The following is an 18,851-nucleotide window of genomic DNA, read 5'->3' as shown; positions in this document are numbered from 1 at the left end:
CAACAACAACTCCAAAGTAGAAGACGCATGAAGCTTTCGATTTCAAGGCGCGCCCTGGTGGCGGGCGGCGCGGCCCTGGCGCTGGGCCCGGGCCTGCTGCGTTCGGCACGCGCGGAAAACGGCGTGACCGACACCGCCATCCGCATCGGCCAGTCGGCCGTGTTCAGCGGGCCGGCCAAGGACTTCGGCGTCGACTATCGCGCGGGCATCAAGCTGTACTTCGACCGCGTCAACAAGTCGGGCGGCGTCAACGGCCGCAAGATCGAACTCGTCTCCTACGACGATGCCTACGACCCCGCCAAGACGGCCGTCAACACCGCCAAGCTGATCGACGAGGACAAGGTCTTCGCGCTCACCGGCTTCGTCGCCACCGGCAACCTCGCGGCCGCAATGCCGCTCGCGGAGAAGGCGGGCGTGCCGATGTTCGCGCCGCTGGTGGGCACCACCTCGTTTCGCACCAAGGTCAACCGCTACCTCTTTCACGTGCGCGCGGGCTACGACCTGGAGCTGCGCAAGATCATCAGCCACCTCTCGACCATCGGCTTCTCGTCGATCGCGGTGGTGTACCAGGACAGCCCCTTCGGCAAGTCGAACCTCGCCACCTGCGAGCAGCTGGCGGCCGAATACAAGGTGCAGGTGGTCAAGACGCTGCCGCTGGCCATCACCGCCGAAGACGCCAAGCAGGTCTCCGCCGAAATCTCGGCGGCCAAGCCCGGCGCGGTCGTGATGATCATGGCCGGCCGCATGGTCGAGACCTTCATCCGCGACTACCGCGCGAGCGGTGCGGGCGCGCCGCTGTACACGCTGTCGGTGGGCATCACCGATGCCGCTGGTTCCGCCAAGCGGCTGGACGGCAAGCTCGCGGGCCTGGTCACGGCCAGCATCGTGCCGCCGCCGACCGCGCAGCGCGTGCCCATCGTGGCCGACTACCAGCGCGACCGCGCCGAATTCGGCGAAAAGATCGACAGCTACACCACGCTGGAGGGCTACATCGTCGCGCGCGTGATGGTCGAGGGCCTGCGCCGCGCGGGCAAGACGCTCACGCGCGACAGCTTCATCGCCGGGCTCGAGGGCATCGGCAACACGCGCTTCGGCGATTTCCCCATCGACTACAGCGCCAAGAACCACAACGGCTCGACCTTCGTGGACCTGGAGATGTACACCCGTGACGGACAGTTGCGGCGCTGAGCCACCGCACCTGCAGGTCAACGGCCGGGCCTGTTCGCTCGCGGGCGTGCCGCGCGAGGCGTCGTTGCTGCACTTCCTGCGCAACGACCTCGGGCTCAACGGGCCCAAGTACGGCTGCGGGCTGGGGCAGTGCGGTGCCTGCACGGTGCATGTGGATGGCGTGGCGGCGAGGGCCTGCGTGATTCCCGCGCATGGCGTGGCGGGGCGCGCTGTCACCACGCTCGAGGGCTTGGGCATGCGCGGGAGATGGCATCCCGTGCAGGCGGCGTTCGAGGACGCACAGGCCGCGCAGTGCGGCTACTGCCTCAACGGGATGGTGATGCAGGCCGCGGCGCTGCTCGCGCGCGATCCGCGGGCGAGCGAGGCGCGCATCCGCAGCGAGCTGTCGGGCAACCTGTGCCGCTGCGGCACGCACATTGAAATCCTCGACGCCGTGCAGCGCGCGGCCGCGCGCATGAGCGCATCGCACGAAGACAAAGCCGCATGACACGCCGCGCCGACCTGCCGCAGACCCGCGCGGAGTTCCTTGCCGCCGACGGCGTGCTCCTCGTGGTGCGCGATGCGCCGCCCGCACCGCCGCCTGCCAAGGGCCAGCCGGCGCTGATCGCCGGCAACCCCATCGAAGGCGACGAGATCCTGCTCGCGGTGTGGGACGACGGCAGCGCCTCCGCGCTCAACGGCCACGTCGACCTGGGCACCGGCATCCAGACCGCGCTCGCGCAGATCGTGGCCGAAGAACTCGACCTGGGCATGCCCTGCGTGCGCATGATGCTGGGCGACACCGCGCGCGCGCCGAACCAGGGCGCGACGATTGCGAGCGCGTCGATCCAGATCCATGCGCAGCCGTTGCGCCTTGCCGCCGCACAGGCGCGCGCTTGGCTGCTGGCGCGCGCGGCCGAACGCCTGGGCGTGGCGGTCGATGCGCTGCAGGTGCGCAACGGCGTCGTGCGCGTCGCCGAGGCGCCGGATCGCCAAGTCAACTATGCGGACCTCGTCGCCCATCAACGCACGGTGCTGCGGCTCGACACCGCCGCGCAACTGAAGGACCCGGCCGACTACCGCATCGTCGGCACGCGGCAGGCGCGCGTCGACATTCCCGCCAAGCTCGCGGGCGACCTCGTGTTCGTGCACGACATGCGCGTGCCCGGCATGTTGCACGGGCGCGTCGTGCGTCCGCCGTATGCGGGCGCGGACCACGGCGAGTTCATCGGCAACACGCTCGACTCAGTCGATGAATCGTCCATCGCGCACATCCCCGGCATCCGCGCCGTGGTTGTGGTCCGCGATTTCGTCGGCATCGTGGCCGAGCGCGAAGAGCACGCCGAGCAGGCGCTGCGCGAACTGCGCGTCACCTGGAAGCCGTGGCCCGGCATGCCCGATCTTTCCGATGTCGCGCAGGCGCTGCGCGACAACCCTTCGACGCAGCGGCTGCTGGTCGATGAGGGGGACGTTGACGCCGCGATCGCTTCCGCCGCGCAACCGATGCAGCGCACCTACGTCTGGCCGTACCAGATGCATGCCTCCATCGGTCCGTCGTGTGCGCTCGCCGACTGGCAGCCGGCGGACGGCAGCGGCATGCAACTGCGCGTGTGGGCGGGCTCGCAGAACCCGCACGTGCTGCGCGCCGACTTGGCAAAGCTCATGGCCGTGGACGACGTGCAGGTCGATGTGGTCCGCATGGAAGCCGCGGGCTGCTACGGCCGCAACGGCGCCGACGACGTGGCCGCCGATGCGGCGCTGCTCGCACGCGCCGTGGGCATGCCGGTGCGCGTGCAGCTCACGCGCGAGCAGGAGCATGCGTGGGAGCCCAAGGGCGCTGCGCAGCTGATGGAAGTCGACGGCGGGCTGATGGCCGATGGCCGCATCGCCGCCTACGACTTCGTGACTTCCTATCCGTCGAACGGTGCGCCCACGCTCGCACTGCTGCTCACCCGCACCATCGAGCCGGTGGCGCAGGCCTACGAGATGGGCGACCGCACCGCGCGCCCGCCCTACAGCTGCGACAACCTGCGCGTGAAGGTCAACGACATGGCGCCGATCGTGCGCGCCTCGTGGCTGCGCGGCGTGTCGGCGCTGCCGAGTTCGTTCGCGCACGAGTCGTACATCGACGAGCTGGCGACGGCGGCGGGCGTCGATCCGGTGCAGTTCCGGTTGCGCCATCTGAACGATCCGCGCGCGGTCGAACTGGTGCAGGCCACTGCGCAGAAGGCCGGCTGGCGCATGCGCACCGGGCCGCAGGAAAACGCGGACGGCGGGTTGGGCGAGGGCGGCGACATCCTCTTCGGCCAGGGCTTTGCGTACGCGCGCTACATCCACAGCAAGTGGCCGGGCTACGGCGCCGCATGGGCCGCGTGGGTGGCCGATGTGGAAGTCAACCGCAAGACCGGCGAGGTGCATGTGCGCCGCGTGGTGGTGGGGCACGACGCGGGGTTGATGGTCAATCCCGCGGGCGTCGAGCATCAGGTGCACGGCAACGTGATCCAGACCACCAGCCGCGCGCTGATGGAAGAGGTGAAGTTCGCGCCGCAGCAGGGCACGCCGCCGGGCGGCGCGCAGTTGCCGGGTGTGCGGCCGACCGGCGTGGTGGCGAGCCGCGAGTGGGGCGGCTACCCGATCATCAATTTCCGCGACGTGCCGGTGATCGAGGTGATGCACATGCCGCGGCCGGGCGAGCCCTCGCTGGGTGCGGGCGAGTCGTCGTCGGTGCCGGGGACGGCGGCGATTGCGAATGCGATCTTCGATGCGACGGGGGTGAGGTTCAGGGCGCCGCCGTTTACGCCGGAGACGGTGCTGGCGGAGTTGAATCGGGGTTTGCTCCCTCCCCCTTTGGGAGAGGGCGGGGGTGGGGGCATGCGGCGGTCGAATGGTGACGCCGCTGTGCCCCCATCCCAGCCTTCCCCCAGAGGGGGAAGGAGCAATGCGGGAGCCATCTGGCCCCAAAGAAAAGGTGTGTGGGCCACAGGCGCCGCCCTCTTCATCGGCGGCATCGGACTCGTCGCCGGGCTGCTCGGCTGGCGCTCGTCCATCGCCCCCGTCTCGCTTACCGCCCCGGTCTACAGCCAGTCCACCATCGAGCGCGGCCGCGTGCTCGCCGCGCTCGGCGACTGCGCTGTGTGCCACACCGCGCCCGGCGGCGCGCCCAACGCGGGTGGGCGTGCGATGGACACGCCCTTCGGCACGCTCTACACCACCAACCTCACGCCCGATGCCGACACCGGGCTCGGCCGCTGGTCCTTCAGCGCGTTCCAGCGCGCGATGCGCGAAGGCGTCTCGCGCGACGGCCATTACCTGTACCCCGCGTTCCCGTACACCGCTTTCGCCAAGACCAGCGACGACGACCTGCAGGCGCTGTATGCGTACTTCATGTCGATGCCTGCGGTGCGCGCGGAAACGCCGAAGTCGGAGCTCAAGTTCCCGTTCAGCATGCGTCCGCTGATGGCCGGTTGGAACGCGCTCTTCCACGACCCGGCACCGCTGCAACCCGTGGCGACGCAAAGCGCCGAATGGAACCGCGGCGCCTACCTGGTCAACGGCCTGGGCCACTGCGGCGCCTGCCACACGCCGCGCAATGCGCTGGGCGCGGAGCAGGGCGGCAGCGCATTCCTTTCGGGCGCGATGATCGACGGCTGGGAGGCGCCGGCGCTCACGCATCTGTCGAAGTCCGCCGTGCCATGGGATGCCGAAGAGCTCTACCGGTACCTGCGCCACGGCCACACGCAGCGCCATGGCATCGCCGGCGGCCCGATGGCCGAGGTGGTGCGCGAACTGGGCGAGGTGTCCGATGCCGATGTGCGCGCGATGGCCACCTACCTGGGCTCGTTCAATCCCGCGCCGGCCGCCGAGCCGCAGGCGCTCGCGCAGCAGGCCATCGACAACGCGGCACGCACCCAAGGCCAGCTGCTCGGCCCTGCGCAACGCATGTTCGACAGCGCCTGCGCCTCCTGCCACCACGACGGCAACGGCCCCACGCTGCTGGGCGTGAACACGCCGCTTGCGCTCAACAGCAACCTCACGAGCGCGCGTCCCGACAACCTGCTGCGCACCATCCTCGACGGCGTGCGCGAGCCGGCGAACCGCGACATCGGCTTCATGCCGGCGTTCCGCGAGGCCCTGGACGACCGGCAGATCGCCGAGCTGGCCGGCTACATGCGCGCGCGCTTCGCGCCGCAGGAGCCGGCATGGACCGACCTGCCCGCGCAGGTGGCGCGTGTCCGCGCGGCGAAGGCGCACGGCGCAGGCCGCTGAGCCGGGCGAGGCCGCGCCGAGTGTCCGGGCGCACTGCCTGTGCGTGCGCACCGCCGGGGCTACGATGCTGCGTCGCGCGCCTTGCTCGCCATGGCCGCGCCGCATCGAACACATTCAAACGGAGACACACCGCACCATGGCCCTGAACCTCTCGCCCTCGACCAGCCTTCCCGCCGACGCCGCGCGCGCCACCCTGGTCGGCCGCATCTGGCAACCCGGCGTGGGGCCGGTGCTGGTGGCCGTGCACGAAGGCGGTCTGCACGACCTGTCGACGCTCGCGCCCACCATGAGCGACCTGCTCGAAGCGCAGGGCTCGCCGTCAGAGGCCGTGCATGCCGCGCTGCGGGGCGGCAAGGCGCCGCGCATCGCCGCGCTCGATGCGGTGCTGGCCAACAGCGACGAGACCGCGCGCGACAACAGCCAGCCCTGGCTGCTCGCACCCTGCGACCTGCAGGTCATCAAGGCCAGCGGCGTCACCTTCGTGGCCAGCCTGCTCGAACGCGTGATCGAAGAGCAGGCGCGCGGCGACGCCTCCAGGGCCGAGGCCGCGCGCGCGGCCATCGGCGATGTGCTGGGCGACAACCTCGCGAACATCGTGCCCGGCTCCCCTGAGGCCGCGAAGGTCAAGGAGGTGCTGCTCGAACAGGGCATGTGGTCGCAATACCTCGAGGTGGGCATCGGCCCCGACGCCGAGATCTTCACCAAGGCTCCGGTGCTCGCCGCCGTGGGCACCGGCGCCGACGTGGGCATCCATTCGGGTTCGGTCTGGAACAACCCGGAGCCCGAGGTGGTGCTGGCCGTCAACAGCCGCGGCCAGACGCTGGGCGCGGCGCTCGGCAACGACGTCAACCTGCGCGACTTCGAAGGCCGCAGCGCCTTGCTGCTGGGCAAGGCCAAGGACAACAACGCGTCCTGCGCCATCGGCCCGTTCATCCGCCTGTTCGACGAGCACTTCGGCATCGCCGAGGTGCGCCGCATCACGGTGGCGCTGCAGGTGACGGGGCCCGAAGGCTTCACGCTCGAAGGCTCCAGCTCGCTTGCCAGGATCAGCCGCGATCCGCTGGACATCGTGTCGCAGGCGGTGGGCATCCACCATGACTACCCGGACGGTTTCATGTTGTTTCTCGGCACGATGTTCGCGCCTACACAAGACCGTCACGGGCCTGGGCAAGGATTCACGCACGTCGTCGGCGACCACGTGCGCATCGGCGCACCGGAACTCGGCGCGCTGTTCAACCGCGTGGTTCACGCCGACCAGGCACCGCGGTGGACTTTTGGCCTGAGTGCGCTGATGCGCAATCTTGGCGGGCGTGGGTTGCTGTAATCAATTGGTGTCGCGTTTCAGGAAGATGTAGTCCTTTGGGCTTCATTGCCCGCGTGTTGCATTCTGTTGCTGTTGACCGCAACTCCTGTTCCCCTCAAGATAACCATTGTTGATGTTGGTTAACAAAAAAGGGAGAGCCGGTTGTCGCCGAGTGAAATCGATCTATTGCAGTCGCCTGTGGACGGCCCGCTTCCGTGCGGAGAAGACCTGGAATACGACCCCGATTTCATGGCGTTGCAACAGGCGACGACCGGAAAGCGGGAGCAGCAGTTCGGCTCCACCATCATTCCGGCCGAGCCTCCCGACTGGGCGCGCGTGGAGCGCATCGCCAGGCAGTTGTGCGAACGCACGCGCGACCTGCGGGTGCTGGTGCCCCTGACCCTGGCCTGGACCGAAACGCGCGGCCTGCCCGGTTATGTCGACGGTCTCCGGCTGGTCGATGCGGTATTGCAAAAATTCTGGGACGGCGTGCATCCGCAGGTCGTCGATGACGGCTTCGAAGACCCGCTGCCGCGCATGAACGCACTGGCCGCGCTGGCCGAGGCCGAAGGGCTCGGACGCAGCGTGCGCGATGCCCGCCTGCTCGACGACGGCGGCACGTCGGTGAGCCTCAGGCAGGTCGAGGCCCTGCTCGATTCGAGCAAGGCCGATCAGATCGATTACCCGGGCGGCATCGGCCGGCTGCGTGAAGTGGCGCGCCGCGCGCATGAAAAAGCGACGCCGCCGGTGGTGGCCTTGCGCGCTGCGCTCGAGCTGTTGCAGCGCATCCGCGAGACCTCCGAGCGGGCGCTGGGCCAGAGCTGGGCGCCCGATTTTTCGCGGCTCGAGCGGTCGATGCGCACCGTGGTCCACATGCTGCCCGAGCAGCCGGCCGAGGCCGACACCGCGAGCCCGAAGGCCGCAACCGATGCGGGTGCCGCGGGTGCGGGAGCGGCCGGAAACGGCACGTCGCAACCGCCTGCCACGGCCGTGCACAGCGCTGGCGCTGGTGCCGCAACTGGCGGCGCAGGCCTACGTCCGCCGAGTATTAAAGAGTTTGAAATATCGAGCCGTGATGATGTGCAAGTGTTGTTGGAAAAAGCTTGCGAGTACCTGGAGCGCGCGGAGCCCAGTCATCCGGCGCCCATGTTGATCCGACGAGCGCAAAGATTGCTGGACCTCAATTTCTTCCAGATCATCGAAGAGCTCGTGCCGGAGGGATTGCAGAAGATAGAAAGCCTGGCCGGGCGACCGGTGGGCGGCGGCGCCTCGTCGCAGTAGCGGCGCTGGCCGCCGAGTACGCAGGCTTGCAGGCAGTCAGGTCCGACTCACGCATTCAGTTTCAAGAGGAAGCTTATGGCAGACAACCGTGTCAGAAACAGTGGTCAGAAGTTCATCGCGCGCAACCGTGCGCCCCGCGTGCAGATCGAGTACGACGTCGAGATCTACGGCAGCGAACGCAAGATCCAGCTGCCCTTCGTGATGGGCGTCATCGCCGACCTCGCGGGCAAGCAGGTCGATCCGATGCCCGACCTGGTCGACCGCGAATTCATGGAAGTGGACATCGACAACTTCGACGACCGCATGAAGGCCATCAAGCCGCGCGTGGCGTTCCAGGTGCCCAACACGCTCACCGGCGAAGGCCAGATGAACGTGGACATCACCTTCGACACCATGGACGACTTCTCGCCCGCGCGCATCGCCAGCCAGGTGGACTCGCTCAAGCAACTGCTGGCGGCCCGCACCGAGCTGTCGAACCTGCTGTCCTACATGGACGGCAAGAACGGCGCGGAGCAGCTGATCACGCAGGCACTGCAGAACCCGGCGCTGCTCAAGTCGCTGGCCTCGGCCCCGAACCCCGCGGTGGCCAAGGCGGTGGAAGCGGCGAACGAAAAGGCCGGCAACCCCGGCACCCCTTCCGAGTAAGCGCCAGCAGCAACGCAAGCCGACAGGATCTCCATCATGAGCACCGCACCCAAACAGACAGCGCGCGCGCAGACCACCACGGTCGAGGCGCTTGAGCCCAACGAGTTCTCCGACCTCCTGCAGCGCGAGTTCAAACCCAAGACCGACCAGGCGCGCGAGGCGGTGCAGAACGCCGTCAAGACGCTCGCCGTGCAGGCGCTGGAAAACACGGTCACCATCTCCAACGATGCCTATCGCACTGTGCAGAGCATCATCACGGAGATCGATCGCAAGCTCTCCGAGCAGATCAACCAGATCCTGCACCACGAGGAGTTCCAGCAGCTCGAAGGCGCATGGCGCGGCCTGCACTACCTGGTGAACAACACCGAGACCGACGAGCAGCTCAAGATCCGCGTGATGTGCGCGTCCAAGCGCGAAGTGGCGCGCTCGCTCAAGCGCCACAAGGGCATCGGCTGGGACCAGAGCCCGCTGTTCAAGAAGATCTACGAAGCCGAGTACGGCCAGTTCGGCGGCGAGCCCTTCGGCGCGCTGATCGGCGACTTCCACTTCGACCACAGCCCGCCCGACGTCGAGATGCTCGGCGAAATGGCCAAGATCGCGGCCGCCGCGCACTGCCCCTTCATCGCAGGCGCCTCGCCCACCGTGATGCAGATGGACTCATGGCAGGAGCTGTCGAACCCGCGCGACCTGACCAAGATCTTCCAGAACACCGAGCACACCGCCTGGCGGTCGCTGCGCGAATCGGAAGACGCGCGCTACATCGGCCTGGCCATGCCGCGCTTCCTCGCGCGCCTGCCCTACGGTGCACGCACCAACCCGGTCGACGAGTTCGAGTTCGAGGAAGAAACCGATTCGGCCGCGCACACCCGCTACACCTGGGCCAACTCGGCCTATGCGATGGGCGTGAACATCAACCGCTCGTTCAAGCAGTACGGCTGGTGCACCTCGATCCGCGGCGTGGAATCGGGCGGCGCGGTGGAGAACCTGCCCACCCACACCTTCCCGACCGACGACGGCGGCGTGGACATGAAGTGCCCCACCGAAATCGCCATCAGCGACCGCCGCGAGGCCGAGCTCGCCAAGAACGGCTTCATGCCGCTGGTGCACCGCAAGAACTCCGACTTCGCGGCCTTCATCGGCGCGCAGTCGCTGCAGCAGCCGGCCGAGTACTACGACGCCGATGCCACGGCCAACGCCAACCTGGCGGCGCGCCTGCCGTACCTGTTCGCATGCTGCCGCTTTGCGCATTACCTCAAGTGCATCGTGCGGGACAAGATCGGTTCGTTCCGCGAGCGCGAGGACATGGAGCGCTGGCTCAACGACTGGATCATGAATTACGTGGACGGCAGCCCCGGCACGTCGTCGCAAGACACCAAGGCAATGAAGCCGCTGGCGGCAGCGGAAGTCCAGGTGGAGTCCATCGAGGACAACCCCGGCTACTACGCCGCCAAGTTTTTCCTCCGGCCGCACTATCAGCTCGAAGGGCTGACGGTGTCGTTGCGGCTGGTTTCGAAGCTGCCATCCAACAAGAAGGACAGCAGCTAATTCAACGGTGTCCCGTAGTCGGGCACATATAACTTTGGGGGTTACTCATGGCAGTAGACATGTTCATGCGCGTCGAGGGCGCGAACGGCGAATCCAAGGACTCGAACCACAAGGAGTGGACGGATATCAAGTCGTTCGCCTGGGGCGCGACGCAGCCGGGCAACATGGTCAGCGGCGGTGGCGGCGGCGTGGGCAAGGCCAGCTTCAACGACCTGCAAGTGCTCGCGCGCATCGACAAGGCGGCGCCTGCCGTGCTGAAGAACTGCGCCAGCGGCAAGCACCTGTCCAAGATCGAAGTGTCGGTCTGCAAGGCCGGCGGCGGCCAGATCGAATACACCCGCGTCACGCTCGAGGAAGTGCTGGTCACCTCGGTGCAGTACACGGCCGAGCAGGGCAGCGATGCGGTGTTCGTGCAGTACGCCTTCCAGGCCGCCAAGGTCAAGCAGCAGTACTGGGAACAGACGGAAAAGGGCGGCAAGGGCGCCGAGACCGTGCTGGCCTGGAACATCAAGGAAAACAAGGAAGTCTGACTTCCTGTCGTCATGCCGGGGGCAGCCCGGGCCGGACGCGCGAGCAGTTCGCGCGCCGGCCGGCGGCCTGCCCTTCGGCGGAGGATCACCACCAAACGACGTCTCGTCGTGTGCGAGTCAACGGGGAAGTGCCATGGGCAATGGGTTTGCAGTGTTGGGCGAGCGGTCCGTGGCCGAGCACACCGAATGGATACAGCGGCAGATCCGCGCCAGTCCGCAGAACGCGGGCCTGCGGCTCGCGCTGTGCCACTTCCTCGCCTTGCGCGGCGAATGGCAGCGTGCTGAAGACCAGCTCAAGCTGGCCGCCAAGATCGATCCTTCCTTTGCGCCGGCCAGTGCCACCTGTGCGATGGCGCTCCGGGCCGAAAAACTCCGAACCGAATTCTGGAACGGCGGACCCGCGCCCGCCATCGTGGCCGGCCCCGCCGATTGGGTCGACGGCCTGATCGCCGCCGTCGCGCTGCCGCCCGACAAGGCGGCCGAAGCCGCCGAGCTGCGGGAAACCGCGCGCCAGGCCGCGCCTGCATTGCAGGGCACGCTCAGTTGCGTGGACCGCTCCGATTCCCGCGCCGCGGAGGCCCTGGACGGCGAACCGGTGGAAACCGCTGAATTCGCCTGGCTCTGCGACGGCGATGTGCGCATCGGCGCCGTGCTGGAGCTGCTCACGCCTTCGGGCTATGCCTGGCTGCCGCTGCATGCGGTGCGCCGTCTGAAATTCCAACGCCCGCAGCACCTGGTCGACCTGCTGTGGACGCCGGCCGAGATCGTGCTGCACGACGGCCGCGGGCTCAACGGCCTGGTGCCGGTGCGCTACCCGGGCCAGCTCGACGGGCTGGACGACGAAACCACGCTGGGCCGCCGCACCGACTGGCTGCCGCTGGCGGGCGAAGAGCAGTACGCAGGCGTGGGCCAGCGCACGCTGATCAGCGAAGCCGGCGACCATTCGCTGCTCGATGTGCGGCTGGTCGAGTTCGCGGAGGACGCCGCCTCGTGAGCACCGCGCTGCCTGTCAGCCGCCCGGCCAAGGATGTCGACGGCGACCAGCAGGAGAGCGTCGCCCGCGACCGCCTGCAGCCCGTGCTGCTCGACCGCCTGACCGACAAGCAGCCGCAGACCCGCAAGGAGCGCGCGGGCTCCTTCCTCATGAGCGGCAAGCTCCTGCGCGACTCGGTGCTGCGCGATCTGCAGTGGCTGCTCAACACCACCAATTTCGGCGCCGACCACGACATCAACACCATGCCGCGCGCGCGGCGCTCTGTCGTGAACTACGGTGTGCGCGGCTGGGCCGGCGGGCGCATGTCGGAGGTCGACTTCGCGGACGTCGAGGCCGCCATCCGCGCCGCGATCATCGACTTCGAGCCGCGCATCATGAAGGACAGCATCGACGTGCGCTGCGTGACCGAGGTGAACGACCTGGAACACCACAACCTGCTCGCGCTCGAGATCCGCGGCACGCTGTGGTCGGTCCCGTACCCCATCGAATTCATCCTGCGTTCCGAGCTGGACCTGGAAAGCGGCCACATGGTCCTGCGGCCCACGGGAGGGCTCTGATGGACGCGCGCCTGCTGGACTACTACAACCGCGAACTCACCTACATGCACGAGCTCGGGGCCGAGTTCGCGCAGCGCTACCCCAAGATCGCGGGCCGCCTGGGCATGCGCGGCATCGAGGTCAGCGACCCCTATGTGGAGCGCCTGCTCGAAGGCTTCAGCTTTCTCACCGCGCGCGTGCAGCTCAAGATGGACGCGGAGTTTCCGCGCTTCTCGCAGCGCCTGCTGGAGGTGGTGTACCCCAACTTCCTTGCGCCGCTGCCGGCCATGGCCGTGGTGCAGATCGACGGCAACCTCAACGAAGGCTCGCTGAAGGCGGGCTACGAACTGCCGCGCCACACCATCCTGCGCGGCCGCATGATCAAGGGCGAGCAGACGGCCTGCGAGTTCCGCACCGGCCACGCGGTCACGCTGTGGCCGCTGAAGATCGCCGATGCCGCCATCGGACCGGTGCCCGCGGAAATCGGGCATGCCATGCCGCAGGTGGCGCGCCAGGCCAAGAGCGCGATCACCATCAAGCTGGAAGCGGTGGGCGGTGCCAGGTTCTCGGAGATGCCGCTGGACCGGCTCGAGTTCTTCCTGTCGGGCGCCGAGCTGCATGCGCTGCGCGTGCTCGAACTGGTGGCGCACCACAGCGTGGGCGTGGTCTGCCGCAGCGGGCCGGGTTCCACCGCGCGCATCGTGCCGCTGGGCGACGAGGTCATCCGCCACGAGGGCTTCGACCCCGACCAGGCGCTGCTGCCCTACGACGCACGCTCGTTCCAGGGCTACCGGCTGCTGCACGAGTACTTTGCGTTTCCCGAGCGCTACTTCTTCTTCAGCGTGAAGAACCTGCGCGCCGCGGCGGCGGCCATGAGCGGCAGCACGATGGAGATCGTGATCCTGCTGGACCGCGCCGACGCCGACCTGGAGCGGCTGGTCGATGCCAAGCACTTCTCGTTGTTCTGCACGCCCATCATCAACCTCGTGCCGCGCCGCAGCGACCGCATTCCTGTCGGGCCCGGCCAGCACGAGCACCACGCGGTGATCGACCGCACGCGACCGCGCGACTTCGAGATCTTCACCGTCGAGCGCGTCACCGGCCACATGGCCAACGGCTCGGAGGAGCGTGAGTTCCGCCCCTTCCTCGGCTCTTTCGCGGCCGACGACGGCGACTTCGGCGCCTACTTCTCGCTGCGGCGCGAACCGCGCCTGGTGTCCGACCGCGCGCGCGCGCAGGGCACCCGCACCAGTTACACCGGCAGCGAGGTGTATGTGTCGCTGGTCGACCAGCACGATGCGCCCTTTCCGCACAGCATGCGGCACATCACGCTCGATGCGCTGTGCACCAACCGCGACCTGCCGCTTTTGCTGCCCACGGGGCTCGAATCCGATTTCACGCTGCGCGTGTCGGCGCCGGTGCGCGCCATCCGCATCCTGCGCGGCCCGTCGCGGCCGTACCCGGCGCTGGCCGAAGGCGCGCTCACCTGGCGGCTCATCAGCCACCTGGGCCTCAACTACCTGAGCCTCACCGACATCGACGCCGAGCAGGGCGCGGCCGCGCTGCGCGAAATGCTCGACCTGTACGGCAACCTGGCCGACCCGTCGGTGCGCCGGCAGATCCAGGGCGTGCGTTCGATGGCGCTGGCGCCGGTGTTCCGCCGCCTGCCCGAGCCCGGGCCCATCGTCTTCGGCCGCGGCGTGGAGATTGCGCTGAAGATCGACGAGGTCGCGTTCTCGGGGTCGAGCCCCTATCTTTTCGGCGCGGTGCTGGAGCAGTTCTTCAGCCGGCATGTGTCGCTCAACGCCTTCACCGAGTTCGCGCTCTCCAGCCTGCAGCGCGGCGAAATCGCGCGATGGACCCCACGGGTCGGACGCCGCCCGGCCGTATGAACGACACCGGCGTCTCCCACGGGATGGAGCAGGCCGCGCCGGGTGACGGGGAAGGCGAGGGCGCGCAGGTGTTCGCGCCGACGGAGGCCGAGGCCGCCGAGGCGCCGACCCAGTCTGCGGCGTTCGCGCCGCCCGTGCCCGCCCGAGGCATGCCGCAGGCCGACCCCACGCTGTGGGCCGGGCTGGTCGAGCATCCCTACGAGCACGATCTCTTCATGCTGCTGCGCCGCCTCGATGCGCAGGGCAACCACCCGCTGCTGGGCCGTGCGCCGCGGCCGGTGGACGAGCCGCTGCGCCTTGGGCAAGAGCCCTCGATGGCCTTCGCGCCCTCGAACGTGTCGGGCGTGGACGTCGACGGCGACGGGCCGCCGCGCATTTCGATCCTGGGTTTCGGGCTGTTCGGCCCCAACGGGCCGCTGCCGCTGCACCTGACCGAGTACGCACGCGAGCGCAAGCGCCACCACAACGACGACACCATCAGCGCGTTTGCCGACCTGTTCCATCACCGGCTGATCCTGCTGTTCTACCGGGCGTGGGCCGACGCGCAGTCGGTCAACAGCCTGGACCGCCCCGACGGCCACCGTTTCGTCGACTACGTCGCGAGCCTGGTGAACATGGGGCAGCCGGGCCTGAAGGGACGCGACCGCATCGCCGACCATGCGCGCACCTTCATGGCCGGCCACCTGGTGCGCCAGACGCGCAACCCCGAGGGGCTGATCCAGATCCTCAGGCTCTACTTCGACGTGCCGGTGCAGATCGTGGAGTTCGTGAGCGACTGGGTGATGATCGACGAGCGCGAGGTCAGCCGCCTGGGCCGCTTCGGCCGCAACCACCGGCTGGGCGGCGGCGCCACCATCGGCCTGGCGGTGCGCGATGCGCAAAGCAAGTTCCGCCTGGAGCTGGGCCCGCTCTCGCAGCAGGAGTTCCGCGATCTGCTGCCGGGCTCGCGCCGGCTGCAGCAGGTGGTCGATTGGGTGCGCCAGTACGTCGGCATCGAATTCGCCTGGGAGCTGCGGCTCGTGCTCAAGAAAGAAGAGGCCCGCGGCATGCAGCTGGGCAGCGACCAGCGCCTGGGCTGGGGCAGCTGGGTCGGCACGCGGCTCTCGGACACCGACGCCGGCGACATGGTGTTCCAACCCGAAGCATTGTTTTCCCGTAACGCGACCGATGCGGCAGGCATGTCCGCCGCATCCGCATCTTCCATGGCCTTATGACCGACATCCGCCGCGTCTCTCTTTTCTCCAAACTCAATCCGATGCTCTACAAGGCATTGGAAACCGCCACCGCCTTCGCCAAGCTGCGCGGCAACGCCTATGTCGAGCTGGTGCACTGGCTGCATCAGATCCTGCAGCTGCAGGACAGCGACATGCTGCGCATCATCAAGCGCGCCGGGCTCAACCTCGACGCGGTCGAGCAGGACCTGGTGCGCGCGCTCGACCGGCTGCCGCACGGCGCCACCTCGATCAGCGACATCTCCGAGCACGTCGACAACGCCGTCGAACGCGCGTGGGTGTATGCGAGCCTGCGCTTCGAGGCCACCTCGATCCGCGGCGCCTACCTGCTGGCGGGCATCATCAAGACGCCGGGGCTGCGCCAGGTGCTCTCGGGCATCTCGCGCGAGTTCGACAAGATCGTGCCCGACGTGCTGGTGGCCCAGCTGGCCGCGTGGACCGAAGGCTCGCCCGAAGACGACTTCGATGCCGACACCGGCGCAGGCGCGGGCAGCGGGCCGGCCGTCGCACACCAGGGCGATGCGCCCGCCGCCGGCGGCTCGGCGCTTGCCAAGTACGCGAGCGACCTCACCGCCAAGGCGCGCGCCGGCGAACTCGATCCGGTGTTCGGCCGCGACGACGAGATCCGCCAGATCATCGACATCCTGATGCGCCGCCGCCAGAACAACCCGCTGCTCACCGGCGAGGCCGGCGTGGGCAAGACGGCGGTGGTCGAGGGGCTCGCTTCGCGGCTGGCCTCGGGCGACGTGCCGCCGTCGCTCAAGGACGTGTCGCTGTGGGTGCTGGACCCCACGCTGCTGCAGGCCGGCGCGGGCGTGAAGGGCGAGTTCGAACAGCGCCTGCGCCAGGTGATCGACGAGGTCGAGAAGAGCCCCAAGCCCATCGTGCTGTTCGTCGACGAGGTGCACACGCTGGTGGGCGCGGGCGGCACGGCCGGCACCGGCGATGCGGCCAACCTGCTCAAACCCGCGCTCGCACGCGGGCGCTTGCGCACCATCGGCGCGACCACCTGGTCGGAGTACAAGAAGTACATCGAGAAAGACCCGGCGCTCACGCGGCGCTTCCAGACCATCCAGGTGCACGAGCCCACCGAGCCCAAGGCGGTGATCATGCTGCGCGGCATCTCGGCCGAGCTCGAAAAGCACCACGGCGTGCTGATCCTCGATGCCGCGCTCGAAGCGGCCGTGAGCCTGTCGCACCGCTACATTCCCGCGCGCCAGTTGCCCGACAAGGCGGTGAGCCTGCTCGACACGGCATGCGCGCGCGTCGCGCTGAGCCAGCATGCGCTGCCGGCCGCGCTGGAAGACCTGAAACGGCGCATCGAGGTGCTGGGCATCGAGTCGGGCATTGCGGGGCGCGAAGCGGCGATCGGCGTGGGCGAGCACCAGCGCGTGGAAGACATCGCAGCCCAGGTCGCCGCCGCGCAGGCCGAACTCGATCTGCTGGAACAGCGCCGGCTGGAAGAGAGCGCGCTGGTCGAGCGCATCGTGGCGCTGCGCAAGCTGCTGTCGCCCGCGGCGGTGCCGGTGCAGGCAGAGGCAGAGGCCGAAGTTGCAACCGAAGAGGACGCCGATCCGGTCGGTGAAGCACCGCAACTCCCTGCCGAATCTGCGGAACCCGCCGAACCCGAACGCACGCCCGAAGAAATTCGCGCCGAACTCAACGAGGCGCAGGACAAGCTGGTGCAGCTGCAGGGCGAATCGCCGCTGATCCTTGCTGCCGTCGATGCACAGGCCATTGCCACGGTGGTGGCCGACTGGACCGGCATTCCCATTGGCCGCATGGTGCGCGACGATGCGCAGTCGGTGCTGCGCCTGGGCGAGATCCTCTCGGCCCGCGTGGTGGCCCAGCCCGATGCGCTGGAGACCATTTCGCGGCGCATCCGCACCGCGCGTGCACGGCTGGACAACCCCAACAAGCCCGTGGGCGTGTTCTTGCTGTGCGGTCCCTCGGGCGTCGGCAAGACCGAAACCGCGCTGGCGCTTTCAGAGGCCTTGTACGGCGGCGAACAGAACCTCGTGACCATCAACATGAGCGAGTTCCAGGAGTCGCACACCGTCTCCACGCTCAAGGGCGCGCCGCCCGGCTACGTGGGCTACGGCGAAGGCGGCGTGCTCACCGAGGCCGTGCGCCGCCGGCCCTACAGCGTGGTGCTGCTCGACGAGATCGAGAAGGCGCACACCGACGTGCACGAGATCTTTTTCCAGGTGTTCGACAAGGGCTGGATGGAAGACGGCGAAGGCCGGCACATCGACTTTCGCAACACCGTGATCATCATGACCTCCAACGTCGGCACCGACTTGGTCATGCAGCTGTGCGAAGACCCCACGCTGCTCCCCGACCCCGAGCCGCTGGCCGCCGCGTTGCGCGAACCGCTGCTCAAGGTGTTCGCGCCCGCGCTGCTCGGACGGCTGGTTGTAGTGCCTTATTACCCGTTGCACGCCGATGCATTGCACCGCATCATCCGCCTTCAGCTTGACCGCATTGCCGCGCGGCTCACAGCGAACCACGGCATTGCATTGCACTACGACGACAGCGCCGTCGAACTGGTGGCGCGGCGCTGTACCGCCATCGAGTCCGGCGGCCGGATGATCGATGCGATCCTCACGCACACCATCCTGCCGCGGCTGAGCGAAGAAGTCATCGGCGCCACGGTCAGTGCGCGCAAGTTGACCGGTGTGCGGCTCTCGGCCGCTGGCGACGACTTCCAGTACGAGTTTGCCGAATGAAAAAAATAGAAGGAGACAAAGTCTATGGCCACCAGAGTCGTGCGGGCCCATACCCCGCTGGGCGATGAGGCGCTGAAGTTTCGCTCGATGCGCGGCAGCGAGGCGCTGTCGCAGCTGTTCGAGTTCGAGGTCGATCTGCTGAGCCCGAGTGCGTCGATCGACCTGAAGTCGGTGCTGGGCAAGCCGCTGACGCTGGAGATCCAGACGGCGACGATGGGCGCCCCGAGGTTCCTGAACGGGCAGGTGATTCGCTTCTCGATGGTGGGGCGCGAAGGCGATACCGTGCGCCACACCGTGTACCGGGCCACCGTGCGGCCGTGGCTGTGGTACCTCACGCGATCGAGCGACAACAAGATCTTCCAGAACAAGACGGTGGTGGACATTCTGGAAGAGGTGTTCGGCGACTACGGTTTTGCGTTCGAGAAGAAACTCAGCGGCAGCTACCGGCAGTGGGAGTACTGCGTGCAGTACAACGAGAGCGACTTCGCCTTCGTGAGCCGGCTGATGGAGCTGGAAGGCATCTACTACTTCTTCAAGCACGAGAAGGGCCAGCACACGCTGGTGCTGGCCGACGACATCGCAGCGCACGAGCCGATGCCCGGCTACGCGACCATCGACTACTTCGCGGCCGACCGCGCGATCAGCGAAGACCTGGAAGTCATCCGCGATTGGCAGCCCAGCGAGGAGCTTCGCTCGGGCAGCTACACGGTGGACGACTTCAACTTCACCAC

At 68.1% G+C, this 18,851-nt stretch carries 14 protein-coding genes; all 14 read left to right on the top strand.

Annotated elements, in window-relative coordinates:
* Window positions 1-27: 27 nt before the first annotated feature.
* The gene (locus tag ABIC90_RS25450) at window positions 28-1,188 is read left to right on the top strand and encodes an ABC transporter substrate-binding protein (RefSeq protein ID WP_354359175.1); all 1,161 of its coding nucleotides are present in this window, start codon (window positions 28-30) and stop codon (window positions 1,186-1,188) included.
* A complete protein-coding gene (locus tag ABIC90_RS25445) occupies window positions 1,166-1,675 on the top strand; it encodes a (2Fe-2S)-binding protein (RefSeq protein ID WP_354359173.1) in 510 nt (169 codons plus the stop codon). The genes ABIC90_RS25450 and ABIC90_RS25445 overlap by 23 nt, the downstream gene beginning before the upstream one ends.
* On the top strand, window positions 1,672-5,433 hold the full coding sequence (locus tag ABIC90_RS25440) for a molybdopterin cofactor-binding domain-containing protein (RefSeq protein WP_354359171.1): 3,762 nt from the start codon (window positions 1,672-1,674) through the stop codon (window positions 5,431-5,433). Before ABIC90_RS25445 ends, ABIC90_RS25440 begins: the two co-directional genes overlap by 4 nt.
* A gap of 136 nt (window positions 5,434-5,569) precedes the next feature.
* Window positions 5,570-6,757, top strand: coding sequence for a fumarylacetoacetate hydrolase family protein (locus ABIC90_RS25435; protein WP_354359169.1), 1,188 nt, complete (start codon window positions 5,570-5,572; stop codon window positions 6,755-6,757).
* Window positions 6,758-6,898: 141 nt separating this feature from the next.
* The gene (gene tssA / locus ABIC90_RS25430) at window positions 6,899-8,017 is read left to right on the top strand and encodes a type VI secretion system protein TssA (protein WP_354359167.1); all 1,119 of its coding nucleotides are present in this window, start codon (window positions 6,899-6,901) and stop codon (window positions 8,015-8,017) included.
* A 75-nt stretch (window positions 8,018-8,092) separates the two neighbouring features.
* Window positions 8,093-8,662 (top strand): type VI secretion system contractile sheath small subunit, encoded by a 570-nt coding sequence (gene tssB / locus ABIC90_RS25425; RefSeq protein WP_354359165.1) that lies wholly within the window; start codon window positions 8,093-8,095, stop codon window positions 8,660-8,662.
* Window positions 8,663-8,698: 36 nt separating this feature from the next.
* Complete coding sequence (gene tssC, locus ABIC90_RS25420) at window positions 8,699-10,207, top strand: type VI secretion system contractile sheath large subunit (RefSeq protein ID WP_354359163.1); 1,509 nt, start codon at window positions 8,699-8,701, stop codon at window positions 10,205-10,207.
* Between the two features lie 47 nt (window positions 10,208-10,254).
* Entirely contained in the window at window positions 10,255-10,737 is a 483-nt protein-coding gene (locus ABIC90_RS25415; protein WP_354356144.1) for an Hcp family type VI secretion system effector, read from the top strand.
* Window positions 10,738-10,906: 169 nt separating this feature from the next.
* A complete protein-coding gene (locus tag ABIC90_RS25410) occupies window positions 10,907-11,731 on the top strand; it encodes a type VI secretion system accessory protein TagJ (protein ID WP_354359161.1) in 825 nt (274 codons plus the stop codon).
* Complete coding sequence (gene tssE / locus ABIC90_RS25405) at window positions 11,728-12,288, top strand: type VI secretion system baseplate subunit TssE (RefSeq protein WP_354359159.1); 561 nt, start codon at window positions 11,728-11,730, stop codon at window positions 12,286-12,288. Before ABIC90_RS25410 ends, tssE begins: the two co-directional genes overlap by 4 nt.
* A complete protein-coding gene (gene tssF / locus ABIC90_RS25400; RefSeq protein ID WP_354359157.1) occupies window positions 12,288-14,159 on the top strand; it encodes a type VI secretion system baseplate subunit TssF in 1,872 nt (623 codons plus the stop codon). The genes tssE and tssF overlap by 1 nt, the downstream gene beginning before the upstream one ends.
* Window positions 14,156-15,373, top strand: a complete 1,218-nt coding sequence (gene tssG, locus ABIC90_RS25395) for a type VI secretion system baseplate subunit TssG (RefSeq protein ID WP_354359155.1) — start codon at window positions 14,156-14,158, stop codon at window positions 15,371-15,373. The genes tssF and tssG overlap by 4 nt, the downstream gene beginning before the upstream one ends.
* Entirely contained in the window at window positions 15,370-18,120 is a 2,751-nt protein-coding gene (gene tssH / locus ABIC90_RS25390) for a type VI secretion system ATPase TssH (protein ID WP_354359153.1), read from the top strand. Before tssG ends, tssH begins: the two co-directional genes overlap by 4 nt.
* A gap of 24 nt (window positions 18,121-18,144) precedes the next feature.
* Window positions 18,145-18,851, top strand: a 707-nt coding sequence (locus ABIC90_RS25385) for a type VI secretion system Vgr family protein (RefSeq protein WP_354359151.1), incomplete at its 3' end; no start/stop codon positions are given.

It is taken from the genome of Variovorax boronicumulans (assembly GCF_040544675.1).
Taxonomy (GTDB): Bacteria; Pseudomonadota; Gammaproteobacteria; order Burkholderiales; family Burkholderiaceae_C; genus Variovorax; species Variovorax boronicumulans_D.
This window is presented reverse-complemented; position numbering and strand designations above follow the sequence as displayed.

What these genes read in the sequence shown, in the direction of transcription:
- ABIC90_RS25450 (WP_354359175.1), top strand. Translation starts at nt 28, where the DNA reads ATGAAGCTTTCGATTTCAAGGCGCGCCCTGGTGGCGGGCGGCGCGGCC.
- ABIC90_RS25440 (WP_354359171.1), top strand. Translation starts at nt 1,672, where the DNA reads ATGACACGCCGCGCCGACCTGCCGCAGACCCGCGCGGAGTTCCTTGCC.
- ABIC90_RS25435 (WP_354359169.1), top strand. Translation starts at nt 5,570, where the DNA reads ATGGCCCTGAACCTCTCGCCCTCGACCAGCCTTCCCGCCGACGCCGCG.
- tssB (WP_354359165.1), top strand. Translation starts at nt 8,093, where the DNA reads ATGGCAGACAACCGTGTCAGAAACAGTGGTCAGAAGTTCATCGCGCGC.
- tssC (WP_354359163.1), top strand. Translation starts at nt 8,699, where the DNA reads ATGAGCACCGCACCCAAACAGACAGCGCGCGCGCAGACCACCACGGTC.
- ABIC90_RS25415 (WP_354356144.1), top strand. Translation starts at nt 10,255, where the DNA reads ATGGCAGTAGACATGTTCATGCGCGTCGAGGGCGCGAACGGCGAATCC.
- tssF (WP_354359157.1), top strand. Translation starts at nt 12,288, where the DNA reads ATGGACGCGCGCCTGCTGGACTACTACAACCGCGAACTCACCTACATG.
- tssG (WP_354359155.1), top strand. Translation starts at nt 14,156, where the DNA reads ATGAACGACACCGGCGTCTCCCACGGGATGGAGCAGGCCGCGCCGGGT.
- tssH (WP_354359153.1), top strand. Translation starts at nt 15,370, where the DNA reads ATGACCGACATCCGCCGCGTCTCTCTTTTCTCCAAACTCAATCCGATG.